Here is an 18,451-nt window from a genome sequence, read left to right on the forward strand (position 1 = left end):
TGCTGTCGATTCACCGACTTGACCGAATCACGGGGCGCGCTGTGGCGTAGGCTGCGGCATGCGATACACTGCCATCCTCTTTCTGCTGCTCACGGCAGCAACCACGCCCTCGTTCGTTCGCGCCCAGGAGGCGGCGGAGACGCGATCGGTCGTCCGGGGCACCGTGGTGCGCCCCTCGGGGCTTCCGGTCGTGGGCGCGCGCGTCGAACTGTTCGAGACCGAGGAACGCGCCGTCACCGACAGCACCGGGCGGTTTGTGCTGCGGACCACGTGGACCGGCCCCGCCCTGCTGGTGGTACGCGCCCTGGGCGACCCGCCGGTGTCACTGGACGTGCAGCTGCCATCGGACAGCGGGTTCGTGTTCGTGCTCCCCCGTGGCGTCCCGCGATTGACCGCCATGACGGTGCGGCCGGCGGGGGAATTCCGCCTCACGAATACCACACGCCAGGAGGCCCTCACACCGCTCGACGTGGTGCAGACGGCCGGTGCCGCGGCCAACGTGTCGCGCGCGCTGCAACTCGCCCCCGGCGTGAATGCGGTCGACGAAGGCACCGGACTGTTCGTACGGGGGGGTGACGTGACGGAAACGCGCGTCCTCGTGGATGATGTCGTCATGCTCTCGCCGGCACGGTTCAACAACCCGACGGGACACGTGGGGGCATCGCTGAACCCGTTCCTGCTGTCGAACGCCACCCTCGCGGCCGGCGCCTTCGGTGCCGCCTACGGCAACGCGTTGAGTGGCGTGGTGCGCATGGAGACCGCCGGGCGCCCGACACGCAATAGCGGCTCCCTCACCGCGAGCATAGGCGGCGCGTCGGCCGATGCCGCGCTGGCCATCACGCCTCGCTTCGGTGTGCGCGCCCTGGCCAACATCAGCAACCTCGGTCCGCTCGTGGCCGCCTTCGGGGAAGCGCAGCCCTACGACCCGCCGCCGCGCGGTGGGGACGCGGCGCTCACCGTGGAGTTCGCCACAACGCGCCACAGCCGTCTCCGCCTGTTTACCGTGCGGCAGCAGCAGCGCTTCGGTGTGGGGGCCGCCGACGTCTCGGACCAGGCGCGGTACGCCGCCGCCACCACTGAAGGGTTGACCGTGCTCTCCTGGCGCGACACCACGCACCGGTGGCGCCCGTCGTTCGCCGCGGGACGCAGCAGCCATACGCGTGATGAGTCACTGACCGCCTTCGCGCTTGGCACACGCCTCACGAGCGAGCATGTCGTGATGGCGGTGCAGCGCGCGCCGGGCACGCGCCTCGATGTGCACATCGGCGTGGAGCAGGAACGATTCACGGCACGCTATACGGGCACGACCGACGAGACCACGCTCTTTCGGGTCAACGCTCCCACGGTGCGCACCGGCGCACACGCGGAGATCGGGTGGCGCCTGCACCCCCTGGCGCAGCTCACCGTCGGGGCACGCGCCGATCGCAGCGACTTCACGCGACGTACGACGCTGGACCCGCGCGTGGCGCTCGCCGTGCAGCGCGGTGCGTGGGGACTGGTCGCCGCCGGTGGCGTGTACCACCAGGTGCCCGAGCCCATTCTCGTGCGCGGGCAGACCGCGGCCCCCATGCGCGTTTCGCAGGCCTCTCTGGCGGTGGAACGCGGCGGCACGGTAGGCGCCCGCGCCCGCATCGAAGCGTATGCGCGGCGCTGGAACGCACTCTCGCAGTTCACCTCCGACTTTGGTGTGGCCACCGGCGGCGTGGGCGACGCCCTCGGCGTGGACAGCGAATTCCGGTGGCAGTGGACCGAGAAGTCGCGCACGCGGCTGGTGTGGAGTGTCCTCGATGCCCGCCGCACGGATCCGCAGAGCGGTGAGCTCGCACCGGCTCCGGCCAGCGTGACGCACTCCATTGTCTGGCTCACCGAACGTGAGATCGGTCGCCTGTCGCTCAACAGCGCCTTCCGCTACGCCACCGGGCGCCCCTTCACCGATATCATCGGCAGCGTACCCAGCGTCGATGCGCCGCAGCCGGTGTTCGGTGCGCCCAATGCGCTGCGGCTCCCCGGATACCTGCGCAGCGATGTGAGCATCAGCTGGCTGCATGCGCGCCAGCGTGGCCCCACCGCGGTGTTCTGGGCCTCCATCTCCAATGTTTTCGACCGGCGCAACATCATGCGCTACACGTGGAACCGCGATTTCACCGCGCGCACGCCGGTACGCTCACCCTTCAATCGGAGTATCTATGCCGGCGCGACCCTGCTGCTTCCCTGATCGTCTCACTGTTGGTGCAGTGGCACTCGTGGCGCTGCTCTCGCAGCCCACAGTGGCCCATGCGCAGTCGCGTGGTGCCGCCACCCCTCCGGCCACAGCCGCCCCGTCTGCGGCACCGCCGGCGTCACCGGCGCTCGGTGGTGCCGCACGGTGGGCGGACAGCGTCCGACTGCTCGCCGAGCGCGGCTACCTCTCCGGAGACACCACGTTACTTGTGGCGGGCTACCGGCTCGCCCAACGCTCCCTTACCGCCTTCCCCGACGATCCGCTCCTGCTGCACTATCGGGGGTACATTCGCTATCGTCAGGCGCAGCAGCAGCGCGACTTCGATACGGCGCTGCCACTCTTTGAGGAATCCGTGGCGCTGCTCGAGCGCTCGGTGGCCACCCGCCCGCTTCCGGAGACACACGCCCTGCTCGCTTCGGCTTTCGGTTCCATGATCGGTGACAGCATGCTGCGCGGCATTCGGTTCGGCATGAAGGCCAGTGATGCCGAGGACAAGGCGGTAGCGTTGGCACCGCGAAACCCGCGGGTGCTGATGCTGCGGGCCGTTTCGGCCTGGTACAAGCCCGCCGCTTTCGGTGGGGGCGAGGAGAAGGCGCGCACCCTGCTGCAGCAGGCCCTGCAAGCCTTCAGCGCCGATGCACCGGCGCGCCCGTTGCCGGCGTGGGGGCGTGCCGAGGCCTATGCCTGGCTGGGTCAGATGGAGGCCAAGGCGGGCAACCGCGAAGCGGCGCGCGCGGCGTACGACCAGGCGCTGGCGCTCGCACCTGCCTTCGCCTGGGTGCAATACGTACTCAAGCCGCAGTTGGAGCGCACCCGATGACATTGCGTGGCGCTCTGCTGTACGCGGCCTGCTGGACGCCGCTGGTACTGCTGTACGCGCTGCTCATTGGCGGGCCGAACAACATGTCCATTGGCGATGCGGTGCACAGCGCCGCCTTCGCCGTGGGCGTGGCCGCGCTGCTCGGTGTGCCGGCCCTCTGGTGGGCACACCGACTCGGCCAAGGGCAGCTCGACGCCAACCCTGAGGGCGCCGGGCGGCAGCCACTCGTGGCGCATTCGGTCGCGGCCACGCTCTACGCCGTCGCGTGGAGTGCGTACATCGTGTACGGCATCCGTGAGGCGCTGGGCAGCTGGGACGCCACCATCACGCAAGTGCGCCCGTGGATCGCGTGGCAGCTGTTCTTCGGTCTGGTGGTGTACGCGGTCATTGCCGGTCTTACCTGGGGGCGCATGGTGAGCGCGCGCGGGCGGCAGCGCGAGGCGCGGCTCCGCATCGCCGAGGCCGAGCGGGCGCGCGCCGAGTTGGCGGTGCTGCGCGCACAGGTTGATCCGCACTTTCTGTACAATGCGCTGCATACGGCCACGGCGCTCGTGCGCCGGGACCCTTCGGCGGCGGAACGGGCACTGGAACAGCTGGCTTCGCTGCTGCGCTATGTGCTGGACCCTGCGCGCGGGGCACGGGAGACGGTGCCGCTCGACGAGGAACTGCAATTCGTGGAGCTGTATCTGGCCATCGAACACGCCCGGCTGGGGGAGCGCCTGCGCGTCGTCATGGAGATCGACGACGACGCCCGCGATGTGCATGTCCCCAGCCTTTCCCTGCAGCCACTCGTGGAGAACGCCATTCGCCACGGCCTTGCCCCGCAGGTACACGGCGGCACCGTGGAGCTCCGCGCTGCGGTGCGCGGTGAACAGCTGGTGGTGACCGTGTCCGACGACGGCGCGGGAGCACCTCCACAGGGCAATGAGCATCCTACGCGTGGCTCCGGCATTGGTCTCGATGCGCTCCGCAAGCGGCTCACGGCGCGCTATGGGGCTCACGGCACCCTGCAGGTGACGACGGCGCCCGGCCGCGGCTTCACCGTCACCGTGGAACTGCCCGCATGACCTGGTCCGCATGTGGCGGGGGAGCCCGGTGACGCTCGACAGTTCCAGCGCCGCACCGCGTGCTCCGTTGCGCACCGTCATCGCCGAAGATGAACCGTTGGCGCGGGATCATCTCCGCACGCTCATTCAGGGATGTCCGGCCCTCGCGCTCGTGGGCGAGGTGGCTGATGGAACTGGGGCAGTTGCCCTGGTGGAGGCGCTGCGCCCCGATGTGCTCTTCCTCGATGTGCGCATGCCGGGACACGACGGGTTCGCGGTGCTCGCCGCGCTCACGCATCGGCCGCATGTGGTGTTCACCACGGCGCATGATTCACATGCGGTGCAGGCGTTCGAGTTGGGAGCAGTGGACTACCTGCTCAAACCTTTCGGGGCGCTGCGATTCGACACGGCGGTCACTCGCCTGCAGGAGCGGGTGGGGCTGCGCGCCGACATCGAGCCACTGGAACGGCTGCGTGAGGTGCAGGACGGCACCGCGCGACCGCTGGAGCGGGTGTTCGTGCGCCTCGGACAGCGGCTGGTACCGATTCGCCTCGCCGAGGTGAGCCGACTCGATGCCGATGGCGATTATGTGGCGCTCGTCGCAGAGGGGCGTCGCCATCTCCTTGGTATGACGCTCAGCGCCCTGCTGCCGCGGCTCGATGCCGCGCGGTTCGTGCGTATTCATCGGTCGCACGTGGTCAATCTCGACTTCATGAGCGCCATTCGACCGCACGATGCCGGACGCTATCTGGTGGAGCTGCGTGACGGGGCCAAGATCGTGGCCAGCCGCTCGGGGACTCAGCTGCTGCGGCAACTCACCGGGTAATCACCAGGCGCGGCAACTCGCCATTTGGATTGGCTGCGCGTAAGCTTCGAGAGACGCGGTCGATGTGTCATCTGCACGCGGCCACGCTGTGCGTCATCCTCTCGCTGGAGACGGCCATGCTCACCCCTCGTCGGGTCCTTTTGCCGCTGCTCTCGCTGTTGCTCGCCCTTTCCACGCCTGGCACGCGAGCCGAGGCGCAGTATCCCGAGTTGCAGACGGGCACAACCATTCGCATGCGCGGGCCGCAGCTGGCGGGTTCCGTGCGCGGCATCATCATTGCCCGCAGCGGTGATTCGCTCACGGTGGCTCGGGCGAATGCGAGTCCCGTGACGGTGGCGATCCCATTGCTGAACGCGGTCGACATCTTTCGCGGGAAGAGTCGCGGACGCGGTGCGTTGCGCGGAGCGCTGTGGGGTGCCGGCGTTGGCGCGCTGCTGGGGCTGATCCCCGCCGACGAAACCGAATGCGAGTTGGACCCGGCGGTGCCGGGCTGTGGCTCCGTAGCGGAATCGGTGGCGTTGACCGCGTTCGGCGGGGCCGCCCTGGGTTCCGTGATCGGCGTGGCGATCGGTGTCGAGCACTGGGATACCATGCCCATCAGGGTGAGCACCGGCTTCGGGCGCGGCACTGGAGCCATGGTGCGCGTCAGTCTTCACCGATAAACACGCCATGCCGGTGGTCACCTTTCGCCAGCTCATTGGCAGCCTCGTCGTGCTCGGCTTGGTTGGGTCGAGTCAACCGGCGGTCCATCTGGAAGCGATCCAGCCCCAGACATTCGCCGCGCCCAACTCGTTCGTGAACGCGCTGGCCGATGTGGACGGTGACGGCGACGCGGAGCTGTTTGTGGGATTCAACGGTGCGCCCAACCGTCTCTATCGGAACGACGGGGGCACGTTTGTGGACATGGCCGTCACCAGTGGTGTGGCACAGGCGCGCCCCACCCGAGCGGCGGCCTTTGGTGACTGGGACGCTGATGGCGATGCCGACCTGCTTGTGGGGTTCGCGCCGGGGGGCGGACCGGTGCTGCAGCTGTATAGAAACGACGGTTGGCGCTTTACCGATGTCAACGCCCTGGCCGGCCTGGCGGTGGACAGCGGCGCGGTGCGGCAGCCGGTGTGGGTGGACATGGACAGCGACGGTGACCTCGACCTGTTCGTCGCCTTTCGTGACCGCGCCAACGCGCTGTTCCGCAATGACGGCGGACGCCTGCGCGACGTGGCGGCAGAGGTGGGGTTGGCCGATACGCGCCGCAGCGTGGGCGCCGTGTGGGCCGATCTCGATGCCGACGGTGACCTGGACGTGATCGTCGGCAACATGGACGGTGACGCGAATGCGGTGTTTCGCAATGATGAAGGACGCTTCACTGATGTCGCGGAAGCGTGGGGGCTGGCCTGGGGAGGGCGCGCGCCGCGCGATCCGGCCAACGGCACGGTGCGCCCCTGCGTGGCCGATGTGAACGGCGACGGCCGTCTGGATGTGGTGACCGCCAACTACGGCACCCCGGGTCTCTTTCTCGCCGACGGCAACGGGTGGCGCAACGTTGCTGCCGAATGGGGAGTGGCGGTGGATGGCCGCTACGACAGCTGCGCCCTGGCCGATCTCGATCACGACGGCGCGCTCGACCTCTATTTGAACGGTACCGTGACCCAGGGGCGCAACTGGCCCGACTATCTGTACCGACAGGCGGGTGGGCGATTTGCCAACATCACGCCGGCCGGCGTCGCGGCCGTGGCTGCCGACCATGGGGTGCAATGGCTGGATCTCGACGGCGACGGCACCGCCGACCTGGCACTCACCGGGCAAGGGCCGCACGCCGTCTTTGCCAATCGGCTCCCCGACAGCGTGGCCTCGCGGTCGCTGCGCGTGCGGGTGGTGGACGGACGCGGCCGCGCCACACGGGCGGGGGCCGAAGTGCGGGTGTTTGCCGCCGGCGGGTCGCGGCTGCTGGCCACCGCGCTCGTGGATGCCGGCTCTGGCTACGATGCCCAGAGCGACACGCCGGTACACATCGGGCTTGCCCGCCGCGGCCGCGTGGACGTGGAGGTCACCTGGCCGGCCAACGGCACCCGCCGGGTCACTCGCGTGCGCAACGTGGCGGTGAACGGGCGCCGGGTGCTCACGGTGCGGGTGCCGTAGGACACGAAGAGCGTCGCACCCCGGTACGGGCTGCACCGGGCTGGAGCCGCGTGAGTCGACCGTCGGGTTGACGTGCCGCGTGCCGCCGCGAGACGAGATGGTGGCTTGCCCGGCCGAGACCATGGCCAACGCCGTGCGCGACGGGTCAGCTCCAGGGCATGGCGGCGGGGCCGGGCCCGGTGACAGGTCGCTGTGACGAAACCGGCCCGCCGCCGGTCTTGGGCACAACGAGGGCCCGGGCTTCCGGGAAGCGAGTGCCCCCCTCCCCGTGGCGGTACGGCCATTAGCTTACCCGCCATGCTCCCCAGTCCCGTGACCTCCGCCGTACAACGACCGCGATGAGCCAGCCCACGACGACCACGCCCGACGCCCTCGAGATCCGCGACAGCCGCACCGGATCCACCTACACGGCCCCCATCCGCACCGAGGGGCCCGAAGGGGACACGTACATCCGCGCCGCCGATCTCAAGCAGGTGAAGCGGGAAGCTGGTGATTTCGGGACGCTCAGCTACGACCCGGCGTTCATGAACACTGCCTCCTGCCGCAGCGCCATCACCTTCATCGACGGCGACAAGGGCATCCTGCGCTATCGCGGCTACCCCATCGAGCAGCTGGCGGAGAACGCCACCTTCCTCGAAGTGGCGTACCTGCTGCGCCACGGCAACCTGCCCGACCAGAAGCAGTACGACACATGGGTGCACGACATCACGTTCCACACGTATGTCCACGAGAACATCCGCAAGTTCCTCGAAGGGTTCCGGTACGACGCGCACCCGATGAACATGCTGTGCAGCGCCACCGCCGCGCTCTCCAGCTTCTATCCGCAGGCGCGGGACATTCACGACCCGCAACAGCGCTACATCAGCATGATTCGCCTCATGGCGAAGCTGCCGACCATCGCGGCATTCGCGTATCGCCACGTGAAGGGGCTGCCGTTCATCTACCCCGACAACGATCTCAGCTACACGGAGAACTTCCTCTCCATGGTGGCGCGCATGTCGGAGCCCAAGTACGAAGCGAACCCGGTGTTCGTGAAGGCGCTCGAGGTGCTCTTCATCCTGCACGCCGATCACGAGCAGAACTGCAGCACGAGCGCGGTGCGCGCGATCGGCTCGTCGGGGGTGGACCCCTTCTCGGCGGTGGCGGGCGGCATCGCCGCGCTTTTCGGTCCGTTGCACGGTGGCGCGAACGAAGCGGTGCTGCGCATGATCAGCGAGATCGGCGACAAGAAGAACATCCCCGCCTTCATCGAGGCCGTGAAGAGCGGCAAGGGCGAGCAGCGGCTCATGGGCTTCGGGCACCGCGTCTACAAGAGCTACGACCCGCGCGCGCGCATCGTGAAGCAGCTTGCCGACGAGGTGTTCGCCCAGGTCGGCATGGACAAGGACCTCGAAATCGCGCTGGAGCTCGAGCGCATTGCGCTCAGCGATGACTACTTCATCGCCCGCAAGCTGTATCCCAACGTCGACTTCTACACGGGCCTCATCTATCGCAGCATGGCCTTCCCCACCGACTTCTTTACGGTGCTCTTCGCGGTGGCCCGTGTCGCCGGCTGGATGGCGCAGTGGGAAGAGATGATCCTCGACAAGGAGCAGAAGATCGCCCGCCCCCGGCAGATCTACATCGGCGAAGGCGAGCGGCAGTACGCCGATCTGCTCACCGACAAGTTCCCCAAGGCGCGCAAGGACAGCATTCGGAAGTAGGCGCGCCGCTCCCGAACGATACTGCGTGCACCAGACACGATTGAACGATTCGACATTGCAGGCGTCGGTGCTGGGTCTCGTTGTCCCCTGTTACAACGAGGCCCGGCGACTCGACCGGGCCACCTTTCAGGCGTTCCTGTCCGATCCGTCGGGACCGCTGCTGCTCTTCGTGGATGACGGCAGCACCGATGACACCGCGGCGGTGCTCGGCGACATGGTCCGGGGCACGGCAAGTGGCCGCGCCGAGGTGCTCCGCCTCCCCGCCAACGGCGGCAAGGCGGAGGCGGTGCGTCAGGGGCTGCTTGCGCTGCTCGATCGCCCGGGGCTGGAGTTCGTGGGCTTCTGGGACGCCGATCTCGCCACGCCACTCGATGAGATTCCCAACTTTCTGGGGACCTTCCGCCGCAATCCCGACGCCGACTGGATCTTCGGGGCTCGGGTGCAGCTGTTGGGCCGCAACATCCGGCGACGGGCCATTCGCCATTACCTCGGTCGGGTATTCGCCACGGCGGTGTCGGTGACCCTGACCCTGCCCGTGTATGACACGCAGTGCGGCGCCAAGATGTTCCGTGTGTCGAAGAGTCTGCGCGACGTGCTGCAGCGACCGTTCGTGTCCCGCTGGATCTTCGATGTGGAGATGATTGCGCGACTGCTGGCGCTCCCGGAGCGCGTGCGCGCCGCCGACCCGAGTCGCGGCATCTTCGAACTGCCGCTGCAGCAGTGGGTGGATGTGGACGGGTCCAAGGTGCGGCCGCGCGATTTCTTCCGCGCGTTTTTCGACTTGCTGCGCATCCGGCAGAGCGTGCGATGAGTGACGCCGGCGAACCACGGCGAGCCGGAGTGCGCAGGAGCTGGGGGGACGGGGCACACCTCGCGCTCGTGGTGACGGTGGCGCTCACGGGCCTCGTCCTGGCCGCGATCCTGGTCGGGCGGCGCGAACTGTGGCTCGACGAGTATCACACGTGGCTGCTCGCCACCATGCCGCTGTCATCGCTGTGGACGTTCGTGACCGGTGATGTGCATCCGCCGCTCTATTTCGCCCTCATGAACGGCTGGTACCGGCTGGCCGGCGACGGCCCGCTCGCCTTGCGCCTCCCGTCCCTCCTCGCGTACGCGGCGAGCGTGTTCGTGTTCGCTGCGGCCCTGCGACCGGCAGGTGGCAGCGTGACTGTGCGGAGCGCCGCCGTCGCCTTGTTTGCGCTGTCGCCCGCCCTCGTCTACTACGGCAGCGAGGCGCGCATGTATGCGCTCACGGTGCTGCTGGCCACCGCGGTGCTCGCGTGCGTCGTGCGTCTGCACGACGAGAGCCGCTCCGCCCACCAGCACGAGGGCACCGCAGCCATCCTTGCCGTCGCGGCAACGCTGTTGGTGTACACGCACTACACGGGTCTCTTCTTCCTGAGCGGACTCGGGCTGGCCTGGCTGCTGCGCTGCCTTCGGCGCCGCGCCGGCTGGCGTCCGTTCGTGCGCTTTGTCGTGATCGCTGGCGTGGGTACGGGACTCTGGCTTCCCACACTCCTCGAGCAGCGCGCCCGCAAGCTGGCCATCGACCGCCAGCATGTGGCCGCCGTGGCAGCGACGAGCCCCACGGCCATAACGGACGGCCAGAGGCAAGCAGCCACGACGGCCGCCGCACCCGCGGGAACGGCCTTGGCACCGCAGGGAATGGTCGCGTGGGCGAAAAGTCTCGCGATGAGCACGGCCAGCATCATGGGAGTGTTCCCCGCGACCGGCGTCCTGGTGATGGGACTGCTCGCCCTCCCCTTTCTGGTGCTCGCGGTGGGTGTACTCCTGGCCGTGCGGGCGCGCGATGAGCTGGCGTTCACCTTTGTCCTCATCTTCGCTGTCACGGCCGCGGGGACGCTCATCGTGCCCATCTCCCGCCGGTACCTGCTCGTGGCGGCCCCCGCGCTCTTCCTGCTGCTCTGGCGCGGGCTCGAGGCACTGCATCGACTGCGGCCAGCGCTGACCGTCGCCGGACCGGTCGCCGCGCTCCTGTCACTGGCAGGGTGCCTGCGCATGACCATGACACCGGAGGCGCAGCCGCTGGCCCGCATCGCGGCGGTCATCCGCGCCGATACGAGCCGCCTCCCCGTTCACATCATCTCGAACTATGCGGCCGTACCCCTGCGCTACCATCTGCGCCGGGACAGTACCGCTGCGGTTCAGGGGTTCCCCGTGAACGTCGATGCGTGGTGGACCAGCCAGCCCTTCAAGGGATGGGCGACCGTACCGGTCACACGCGACAGCACCGACGCGTGGATCGACGCGCACGCCGCGCCCGCCGCGTGGCTCGTGCAGTTCGAGGCCGATTTCCAGGACCCCTGGCACTACATGGAAGAGAGCCTCGACCGTCGCTACGTACGCACCGCCGTCGCCGCCGACGCGCTGCGTGAATCGTCCTGGCGTCTCTATCGCCTCACGGACAGAGGCGCGGCACGCCCCTAGGGTCGTATGGCACGGAACTCGCGGCCGGATTCGGTGTCATTGCATGTTCATCCGGACAGATTGGACATACCCTCATCCGACCATGGGATTAACATTCGATGTCTCTCAATTAGGACCGGGTGATGGGTAACTCCATGCGGACCAATGGTTCCTCGGTGTCCGTGGTCATTCCAGCGTATCGGGCGGCGGCGTTCCTTGGCGACGCCATCGCGTCCGTTCGCGCGCAAACGGTCCAGCCTGGGGAGGTCATCGTGGTCGATGACTGTTCACCCGATGACACGGTGGCGGTGGCGCGCACGCTCGATGTAACGCTGGTGGAAAGTGCGACCAATGGTGGATCGGCGCGCGCGCGCAACATCGGGATAGCGCGTGCGTGCGGGAGCATTGTGGCCTTCCTCGATGCCGACGACCAGTGGCACCCCATGCATCTCGAGCTGTCGCTCCGCGCGCTCGACGAATCGGGGGCCATCCTGTGCAGCAGCCGAACCACCACGGGCGAGGAGTTTCCGTCCATCGCCGACACGCGCGGCCATCAGCATTTCGCCGAACGCGCCCTGCTGGCACACATGCTCGGTCCCAATCCGGTGGCGCAGACCACCTGCGTGGTGCACCGTGATCCTCTGCAGCGAGTGGGGGGCTACCAGGACGGGGAGCGACACGCCGAGGACTATCAGCTCTGGCTGCGCCTGGCCACCCAAGGCAGCTTCGCGCTGCTCGACGCCGTGACGTGCCGCTATCGGCTACATGCGGGACAGACCAGCCGCGCGTCGGTCAGTATGTTCGAGAAGGCGTGGGAGCACCGGCTGCGCGCCTGTCGGGAGTGGAAGGCACAATTCGGCGACCGGTTCCCCAACCTCGACCAGGAGTTTCACGCCGCGCTTGATCAGGCGCTGTCCGTGGACCTCACGGCGGTGTGGTACGACATCGACCGCCCCGCACGCGACTACTTCGAGGGCCTCGCGGCCCGGACCCCGGAGCTGCGTCCCATCTGGGACCGGCAGCTGGCCACGCGCGAGGCGTGGCCGATTGCCAGACTCCGCAAGGCCGCGCGCGAGCTGCTCCGCCCCGACGCCACGTAGGCGCGGCGCTACTGCATCCGGAACAGGTAGCTCACCTTGGCGAAGAACACATCCGCCGAGCGACGCAGGGTGCGGGAACCATCGGGCTCGTCGGCGCGCAGCTGGTCGCCGTAGCCGAAGTACACCACCGTCCCCGGGGACGGCAGGTACGAGAAGAGCACGTCGAGTCGGGCGCGGGTCCGCTCGAAGGCGGCCGCGCGCCGTAGCGTCCCGTCACGCTGGCGCAGGTATACCGGAAGCTCGGTGCGCGAGTCGTCACGCAGCGAATCCTGCTGCACCACCGAGTGTTCACCGATGACCCGTACGAAGACCTGCCGCGTGATCTGATATTCCGCACGTACGCGAGGGGTGTTGCGGGAGAGCACGAGCGAACCATCCGTCTTGCGACGGAAGGTCTCGTACGCCCACGTCGCCGACAGGCGCAGCTGCTCGGTGGGACGCAGATTGAGCGACTGATTGAAGATGAGGATGTCGGCGGAACTCCATTCGGGGAAGTTCTCATCCTGCCCCCAGACCGCGACCGTCGTGGCACTGAATCGCTTGAACTCCGGCGTGCTCACCGAGGTGACCCAATCGAAGTTGGGCAGTCGCCGGGTGCCGGTGTAGCCAAGGGTATCCACGCGTCCGCCCACCGCAGGGCGCAGCAGCACGTAGTTGGTGTAGAGGTCACGATCGTACCCGAACTCCTCACGCAGCCATTGCGCCCCCACCTGCCAGCCGCCGCGCAGGCGGGTGTTGGTGCGCAGATGCAGCTGCGCATCCTGCGCCGGTCGTCGGTTCACGAAATCCGCGTACTGGTAGCGTCCCAGCAGGTACACCTCGGGGCTGAACACCTCCACCAGGGCACCGGGTTTACCGAACAGATTGAGCCGGTGCGTGGCGCTCACATTCGCGATCCCGGGACGCGCAATGAACCCGCTCTGCGCATCGAAATCGCGCGAGATGCCATTGAGCACATAGCGGGCGTAGAACGCCCGTCCATTGCGCACGGCGGAGAGATCCCACAGCGGCGCGGCCCCCGAAACGTCACCGGCGCGCGTGAAGCTGCGTACCGCCTGTGCCTGCACGCTGTAGACGCCGCGCACGAGTCGGCCGTCCACCCCCACCACCCGATTCCAGTTGCGCCCCTCGGTACGATCGGTGTACACGAACCCCAGCCGACTCTGCTTTCCCAGATCCCGCTGCAGGCGCACGATGTTGAATAGGGGAGACTCGCGCCCCGTGGCCGAGGCCTCGCGGCTGTCCACCGCCGACAGCACGCCGATGTCGAAGCCGCGCTGCTTGCCGGTGAGCTTCGTGGCAAAGACCGGCTGCGAAATGCGGCGCGTGTAGATGAGGCGATTGGGTGTGCTGAACTGCTCCTGACTCTCGAGGAAGAAGGGGCGCCGTTCGGCGAAGAACACCGCGATGCGCGGATCGGCGGAAAACTGCGTGGCGTCAGCTTCCACCTGCGAGAAGTCAGGATTGGCCGTTCCCGAGAGCGTCAGATTGCTGGTGATCCCCCACCGCGCACTGCCGCCGATGTCGGGGCGCTGCGTATCGTATCGCCACGAGCCCGGCGTGGCACCCTGGCCACCGAAGGCACTCGACGTCACCGTGGGGATGAGATCCACCGTGACCCCGCGCTGCAGGTCCCGCAACCCGTCGAGCGTGCCCGACTGCGCGAGGAAGCTGGCACTGGCCCGCTTGGTGGTGGTCCACGTCTGTTCATGCCCGGTGGACTGGACGGTGCGCACGACATTCAACTGCCAGGTGTGCACGTCCACGTTGCGGTAGCGGAGGCTCTTGAAGGGAATCGCGATCTCCACCTCATAGCCGCGATCGGTGACGCGCCCCTTGGAGCGCCACACGTAGTCCGGCGCCAGGTCGGTGGCCTCCCGAGCCCGCGTGGTGGTGCTCGCGAAGCCGCCCCCCCCGGTTGCGGCGCCCGTTTCGGTAAGCACGCCGTCACTCTGGATACCGAACGGATTGACGGCAAACACCAGCGCCTGCCGGCTGTCGTTGTACGTGCCAAGAAAGAGCTGGATGTTGTCGTCCTGCGTGATGCGATCACGGTCGGCGAGCGTGGCGCGCACGCTCCCCGGCGCCGCGTGGGCGCGCACGCCCACGTGCAGCGCTGTACCGCTGTACCAAACCAGGACCTCCGTGCTGTCCTGTGCCGCGATCCCGTCGTTCGGAAAGAACTGGGAGAAGCCGGTGAGGACGGAGGCAGTGCCCCATTCCGGCTCGTCGAGAAGGCCATCGATCACCGGGACCCGCTCGGCGCGTGGCACGGACACCTTCGTCTTGCCGCTGCGACCATCGTAGACCGGGCCCGGCTCCACGCGCCGAATCGCCGCGGGCGGAGTGCCGACCGAGGTCAGCAGCAGGGGCACAACCAACAGGGGCAGCAGGGACACGACGCGGTGGGCTGGGGCCAATGGATGATACCCGCCCATACGCGGCAGCTGCGTGATTCGTTACCGCCGCCGCGGACCGCGCAGGGGCGCGGGTGCGGATGCTTCGGGCCATGGGGTCGGGCGTGCACCCATCTGCCAGCCTCCGCCGGGCGCAGGTGGCACGCCGGCTCGACCTCATTCCGTTAGGCTGGTCTGTGAGGAGCTGGTGTCGGAGCTGGAGGAGCTGGGGTCGGAGCTGGGGTCAGAGCTGGGGTCAGAGCCGCTCACCTCGGCGGAACACCTGCCGCACGTAAGCGAGTGTGGCGTCGTCCACCTGAGGCTCACACAAGCTACGATACGCGACCTGACGCAATGACGCGGTCGCTCCCAGCGAGCAGTACTCGGCGTGTTCTGTGACGAGGGTGTCTGGATGACCGAGCGCCAGACAAGCGTAGCTCGACCAGGGGAATTGACCAGGCGAACTGCACAGGCCAGCTCGTACAGGATTCTGATCGATGTAGCGGCTACAGGTGAGGAAGTAGCGCGGAGAGGTGATCACGCTCGATCGAAAGCGACCCTCCCAAAGCGTTCCCGTCCGGCCATGCCGCTGGTTGAACCACCGGACGTATCTGGCACCCATCCATTGAGTAAGCCGACCAAGGCTGTCAGACCGAGGCGGTGTAATGAGTAGGTGAACATGGTTGGTCATGAACACCCACGCGTGCACGGCACATCCGAATTGCTGCGTGCCATCCACGAGCAGCTCGCGGTAGACTCGCCGGTCAAGGTCATCTAGGAAGATGGCCTGGCGATTGTTGCCGCGCTGGATGTGATGCACTGGAACGCCGGGGATAACGTTACGTAGTACACGAGCCACGTGCGTATGGGCTGGGCGTGAGACAGAAGACTGGCGTTCAACACTATCGGTCGGCGCGGTTTCCCCCGTCATCATTTCTATGTGCGTTCTACCAAGAAAGCGAAGCGCCGGTACATGTCCCAACCCCAGCTCCGACCCCAGCTCCGACCCCAGCTCTGACCCCAGCTCTGACCCCGACCAGCTCCCGCACAGTTCCCCAGCTCTGACCCCAGCTCCGACCCCAGGACCCGGACCCCAGGACCGGCAGGACCGCTCCCGGTCGACGTAGTCGAAACGCCGGCACTAGCTTGGAGGCATGTCGCTCACCGCCACATCCGAGATCCGCACCCTGCTGCTGGCGGCCATCGTGGCGCTCGCCGCGCTCTTCATCTGGCGCTGGTGGCGCTCCATTGATCGTGGCAGCGGCGAGCGCCTCGTGCCCACGCCGATCCAGCTGGGCATCGGGTTCGTGGTGAACTTCTTCGACACCCTCGGCATCGGATCGCTCGCCACCACCACCGCCGCCTTCAAGGCGTTGCGCATGGTGCCCGACGAACGGTTGCCCGGTACCATGATCGTGGGGCTCACCCTGTCGGTGGTCACCCAGGCGCTCATCTTCATCTCGAAGATCGAGATCGACCCCACCTTCCTGCTCCTCATGATCGCGACCGCGCTCGTGGGCGGGTGGCTGGGAGCCGGTGTGGTGTCGCGGCTGCCGCGTCGCCCCATTCAAGTGGGCATGGGGGTGGCGCTGCTCTCCGCGGCGCTGTTCATGACCATCGCACAGCTCAACCGCATGCCCGTGGGCGGTTCGGCCCTCACTCTGCACGGGCCGTCGCTCTGGCTGGCGCTGGGCATCAATTTCGTGCTCGGCGCCCTCATCATGCTGGGCATCGGCAACTACGGCCCCACCTTCGTACTGCTCAGCGCGCTCGGCATGGACCCGCGCGCCGCATTTCCCATCATGATGGGGAGCGGCGCCTTTGCCGCGCTGCTCGGCTGCCTCGAGTTCGTGAAGCGGCGCAACCAGGTCAACCAGCCGGCCATCGGCCTCGCCATGGGGGGAATCCCCGGAGTGCTCGTGGCGGCGCTGCTGGTGACGTCACTACCCCTCGACCTGCTGCGGTGGCTGGTGATTGCGGTGGTGATCTACGCCGCGGCAACCATGCTGCGCTCCCATGACCGGGCGCCGTAACGCGGCGCCGTAACGGGGCGCCGTAACCGGGCGCCGTAACGGCGCCTCAGCGCCGACGCGCCTGATCCTCCTCCCACTCCACGAACGATCCGTCGAAGTCGTGCAGCGTGGCGCCCTCGAACCACCACACGCGCGTGGCTACCTCGCGCAGGAACGCGCGGTCGTGGCTGACAATGAGCACCGTCCCCTCGTACTCGCCCAGCGCATCTTCCAGCACCTCGATGTTCTCCACGTCGAGGTGATTGGTGGGTTCATCCAGCACGAGCAGGTTGGCCCCGGACAGGGTCATAATGGCCAGCGCCATGCGCGCCCGCTCGCCGCCACTGAGTGAACGGATCTCGCGGAACACCTCCTCCTGCGTGAAGCCGAATGCGCCCAGATGGTTCTGCACCGCACCACGGCTCCACAGCGGACGCTGCGCCTGAATGGCGTCGTACATGCTCAGGTCGAGCGGCAAATCGCCCAGATCCTGCTTGAAGTACGCGGGCGTGATAGAGCTGCCAACGCGGGCCTCCCCGCTGGCCGGAGCACGATCCCCCATGATGGTGGAAATGAACGAGGACTTGCCAGCCCCATTCGGCCCCACCAGCGCCACGAAATCGTTGCGGCGCAACACGGCCGTGAAGTCCTCCACGAGCACGCGCCCCGGTACCTCCACGCGCAGCGCCTTGATGTCGACGACCTGATCTCCTCCGCGCTCGGCCACCTTGAATTCGAGCGACATGGCAGCGGGATCACCGGGCGGCGGCGCGAGCCGCGGCAACCGCTCCAGTCGCTTGCGCTTGCCCTTGGCCTGGAAGGAGTTCACCCCGGCAATATTCCGGCGGATGTACTCCTCCTCCTTCTTCACGTACGCGCGCTGCTTCTCCAGTTCACGCTCGCGCGTCAATCGCCGTTCGGCGCGCTGCGGCACGAACTGGCTGTAGTTGCCACGGTACCACTCGCTCGACTTGGCCTCGATGTGCAGGATGTGCGTGCTGATGGCATCGAGGAACGCACGATCGTGCGATACCACCAGGACGGTTTCGCCCGCCTCCTTGAGCCACTCCTGCAACCAGTGAATGGTGTCGAGATCGAGGTGGTTCGTGGGTTCGTCCAGCATGAGCAGGTCGGCGGGCGCAATCAGCTGCGCCGCCAGCCCCACACGGCCGCGTTCACCGCCAGACAGTGTACTCACCAAGCGCGTCTTCGATTCCTCGGCGTCGAAACCCAGCCCCTGCAGTACGGCATCGACGCGGGCGTGGTACTCGTACCCGCCCATGTCACCGAACCGCTCCTGGTCGCGCCCGAATCGTTCGAGCATCTCGTCGCTGACCTTGTCCCCCAGCTCGCCCAACTGCATGGCCTGATCGGCAATGCTCTGCTCCAGCGCGATGACCTCACGCCACGCCGCGGCGCCGGCCTGCCACACGGTGGCGGCCCCCTCAAAGGCGCGGTGCTGGTCGAGCAGCGCGTGACGCATCCCCGGCTTGCGCGCCACGGCTCCCACGTTGGGCGGCCGGTCACCGGTCACCACGCTGAAAATCGACGACTTGCCGGCGCCGTTGCGCCCGATGATGCCCCAACGCTCCCCTTCCCCCACGGTGAAGGTGACGTTCTTGAGCAGTTCGGTGGCGCCGAACGAAATGCCGATGTTGGAACAGGAGAGGAGAGTCACGCGGACAGGAGGCTTCGGGTGAGGGACCAGCCTCGAAAGCTAACCCACCCACTCCGTCCGTTGCCCCTCATGGGCACCACCCCCCA

At 67.6% G+C, this 18,451-nt stretch carries 13 protein-coding genes; 11 read left to right on the top strand and 2 right to left on the bottom strand.

The window, feature by feature from the left end; genetic code table 11:
• Positions 1-58 precede the first annotated feature (58 nt).
• The 10 genes from O9271_RS10435 (at position 59) to O9271_RS10480 (ending at position 12,279) form a co-directional block, all read left to right on the top strand.
• Positions 59-2,215 carry a TonB-dependent receptor gene (locus O9271_RS10435; RefSeq protein WP_298269168.1) on the top strand — a complete coding sequence of 719 codons (2,157 nt, stop codon included), beginning with the start codon at positions 59-61 and terminating at the stop codon, positions 2,213-2,215.
• Positions 2,187-3,041 (top strand): tetratricopeptide repeat protein, encoded by an 855-nt coding sequence (locus tag O9271_RS10440; RefSeq protein ID WP_298269170.1) that lies wholly within the window; start codon positions 2,187-2,189, stop codon positions 3,039-3,041. Before O9271_RS10435 ends, O9271_RS10440 begins: the two co-directional genes overlap by 29 nt.
• Entirely contained in the window at positions 3,038-4,108 is a 1,071-nt protein-coding gene (locus O9271_RS10445) for a histidine kinase (RefSeq protein WP_298269172.1), read from the top strand. Before O9271_RS10440 ends, O9271_RS10445 begins: the two co-directional genes overlap by 4 nt.
• A 28-nt stretch (positions 4,109-4,136) precedes the next feature.
• Complete coding sequence (locus tag O9271_RS10450) at positions 4,137-4,913, top strand: LytTR family DNA-binding domain-containing protein (RefSeq protein WP_298269174.1); 777 nt, start codon at positions 4,137-4,139, stop codon at positions 4,911-4,913.
• 62 nt (positions 4,914-4,975) lie between these two features.
• On the top strand, positions 4,976-5,575 hold the full coding sequence (locus O9271_RS10455) for a hypothetical protein (protein ID WP_298269176.1): 600 nt from the start codon (positions 4,976-4,978) through the stop codon (positions 5,573-5,575).
• 7 nt (positions 5,576-5,582) lie between these two features.
• On the top strand, positions 5,583-7,049 hold the full coding sequence (locus O9271_RS10460; protein WP_298269178.1) for a CRTAC1 family protein: 1,467 nt from the start codon (positions 5,583-5,585) through the stop codon (positions 7,047-7,049).
• 338 nt (positions 7,050-7,387) lie between these two features.
• Complete coding sequence (locus O9271_RS10465) at positions 7,388-8,752, top strand: citrate synthase (protein ID WP_298269180.1); 1,365 nt, start codon at positions 7,388-7,390, stop codon at positions 8,750-8,752.
• Positions 8,753-8,819: 67 nt separating this feature from the next.
• Positions 8,820-9,563, top strand: a complete 744-nt coding sequence (locus tag O9271_RS10470; RefSeq protein ID WP_298269182.1) for a glycosyltransferase — start codon at positions 8,820-8,822, stop codon at positions 9,561-9,563.
• A gap of 29 nt (positions 9,564-9,592) precedes the next feature.
• A complete protein-coding gene (locus tag O9271_RS10475) occupies positions 9,593-11,200 on the top strand; it encodes a glycosyltransferase family 39 protein (RefSeq protein WP_298269185.1) in 1,608 nt (535 codons plus the stop codon).
• A gap of 122 nt (positions 11,201-11,322) precedes the next feature.
• Positions 11,323-12,279: a glycosyltransferase family 2 protein gene (locus tag O9271_RS10480; protein WP_298269188.1), complete on the top strand. Its 957-nt coding sequence runs from the start codon at positions 11,323-11,325 to the stop codon at positions 12,277-12,279.
• A gap of 8 nt (positions 12,280-12,287) precedes the next feature.
• On the opposite strand, the gene O9271_RS10485 is transcribed toward O9271_RS10480, so the two are convergent.
• Positions 12,288-14,678 carry a DUF5916 domain-containing protein gene (locus O9271_RS10485; RefSeq protein ID WP_298269190.1) on the bottom strand — a complete coding sequence of 797 codons (2,391 nt, stop codon included), beginning with the start codon at positions 14,676-14,678 and terminating at the stop codon, positions 12,288-12,290.
• A 1,151-nt stretch (positions 14,679-15,829) separates the two neighbouring features.
• On the opposite strand from O9271_RS10485, the gene O9271_RS10490 reads away from it, so the two are divergent.
• Positions 15,830-16,708 carry a sulfite exporter TauE/SafE family protein gene (locus O9271_RS10490; RefSeq protein WP_298269192.1) on the top strand — a complete coding sequence of 293 codons (879 nt, stop codon included), beginning with the start codon at positions 15,830-15,832 and terminating at the stop codon, positions 16,706-16,708.
• Positions 16,709-16,754: 46 nt separating this feature from the next.
• Here the strand turns inward: O9271_RS10490 and O9271_RS10495 are convergent, their stop codons facing one another.
• On the bottom strand, positions 16,755-18,365 hold the full coding sequence (locus tag O9271_RS10495) for an ABC-F family ATP-binding cassette domain-containing protein (RefSeq protein WP_298269193.1): 1,611 nt from the start codon (positions 18,363-18,365) through the stop codon (positions 16,755-16,757).
• Positions 18,366-18,451: the final 86 nt, after the last annotated feature.

The organism is Gemmatimonas sp. (genome assembly GCF_027531815.1).
Lineage (GTDB): Bacteria > Gemmatimonadota > Gemmatimonadetes > Gemmatimonadales > Gemmatimonadaceae > Gemmatimonas.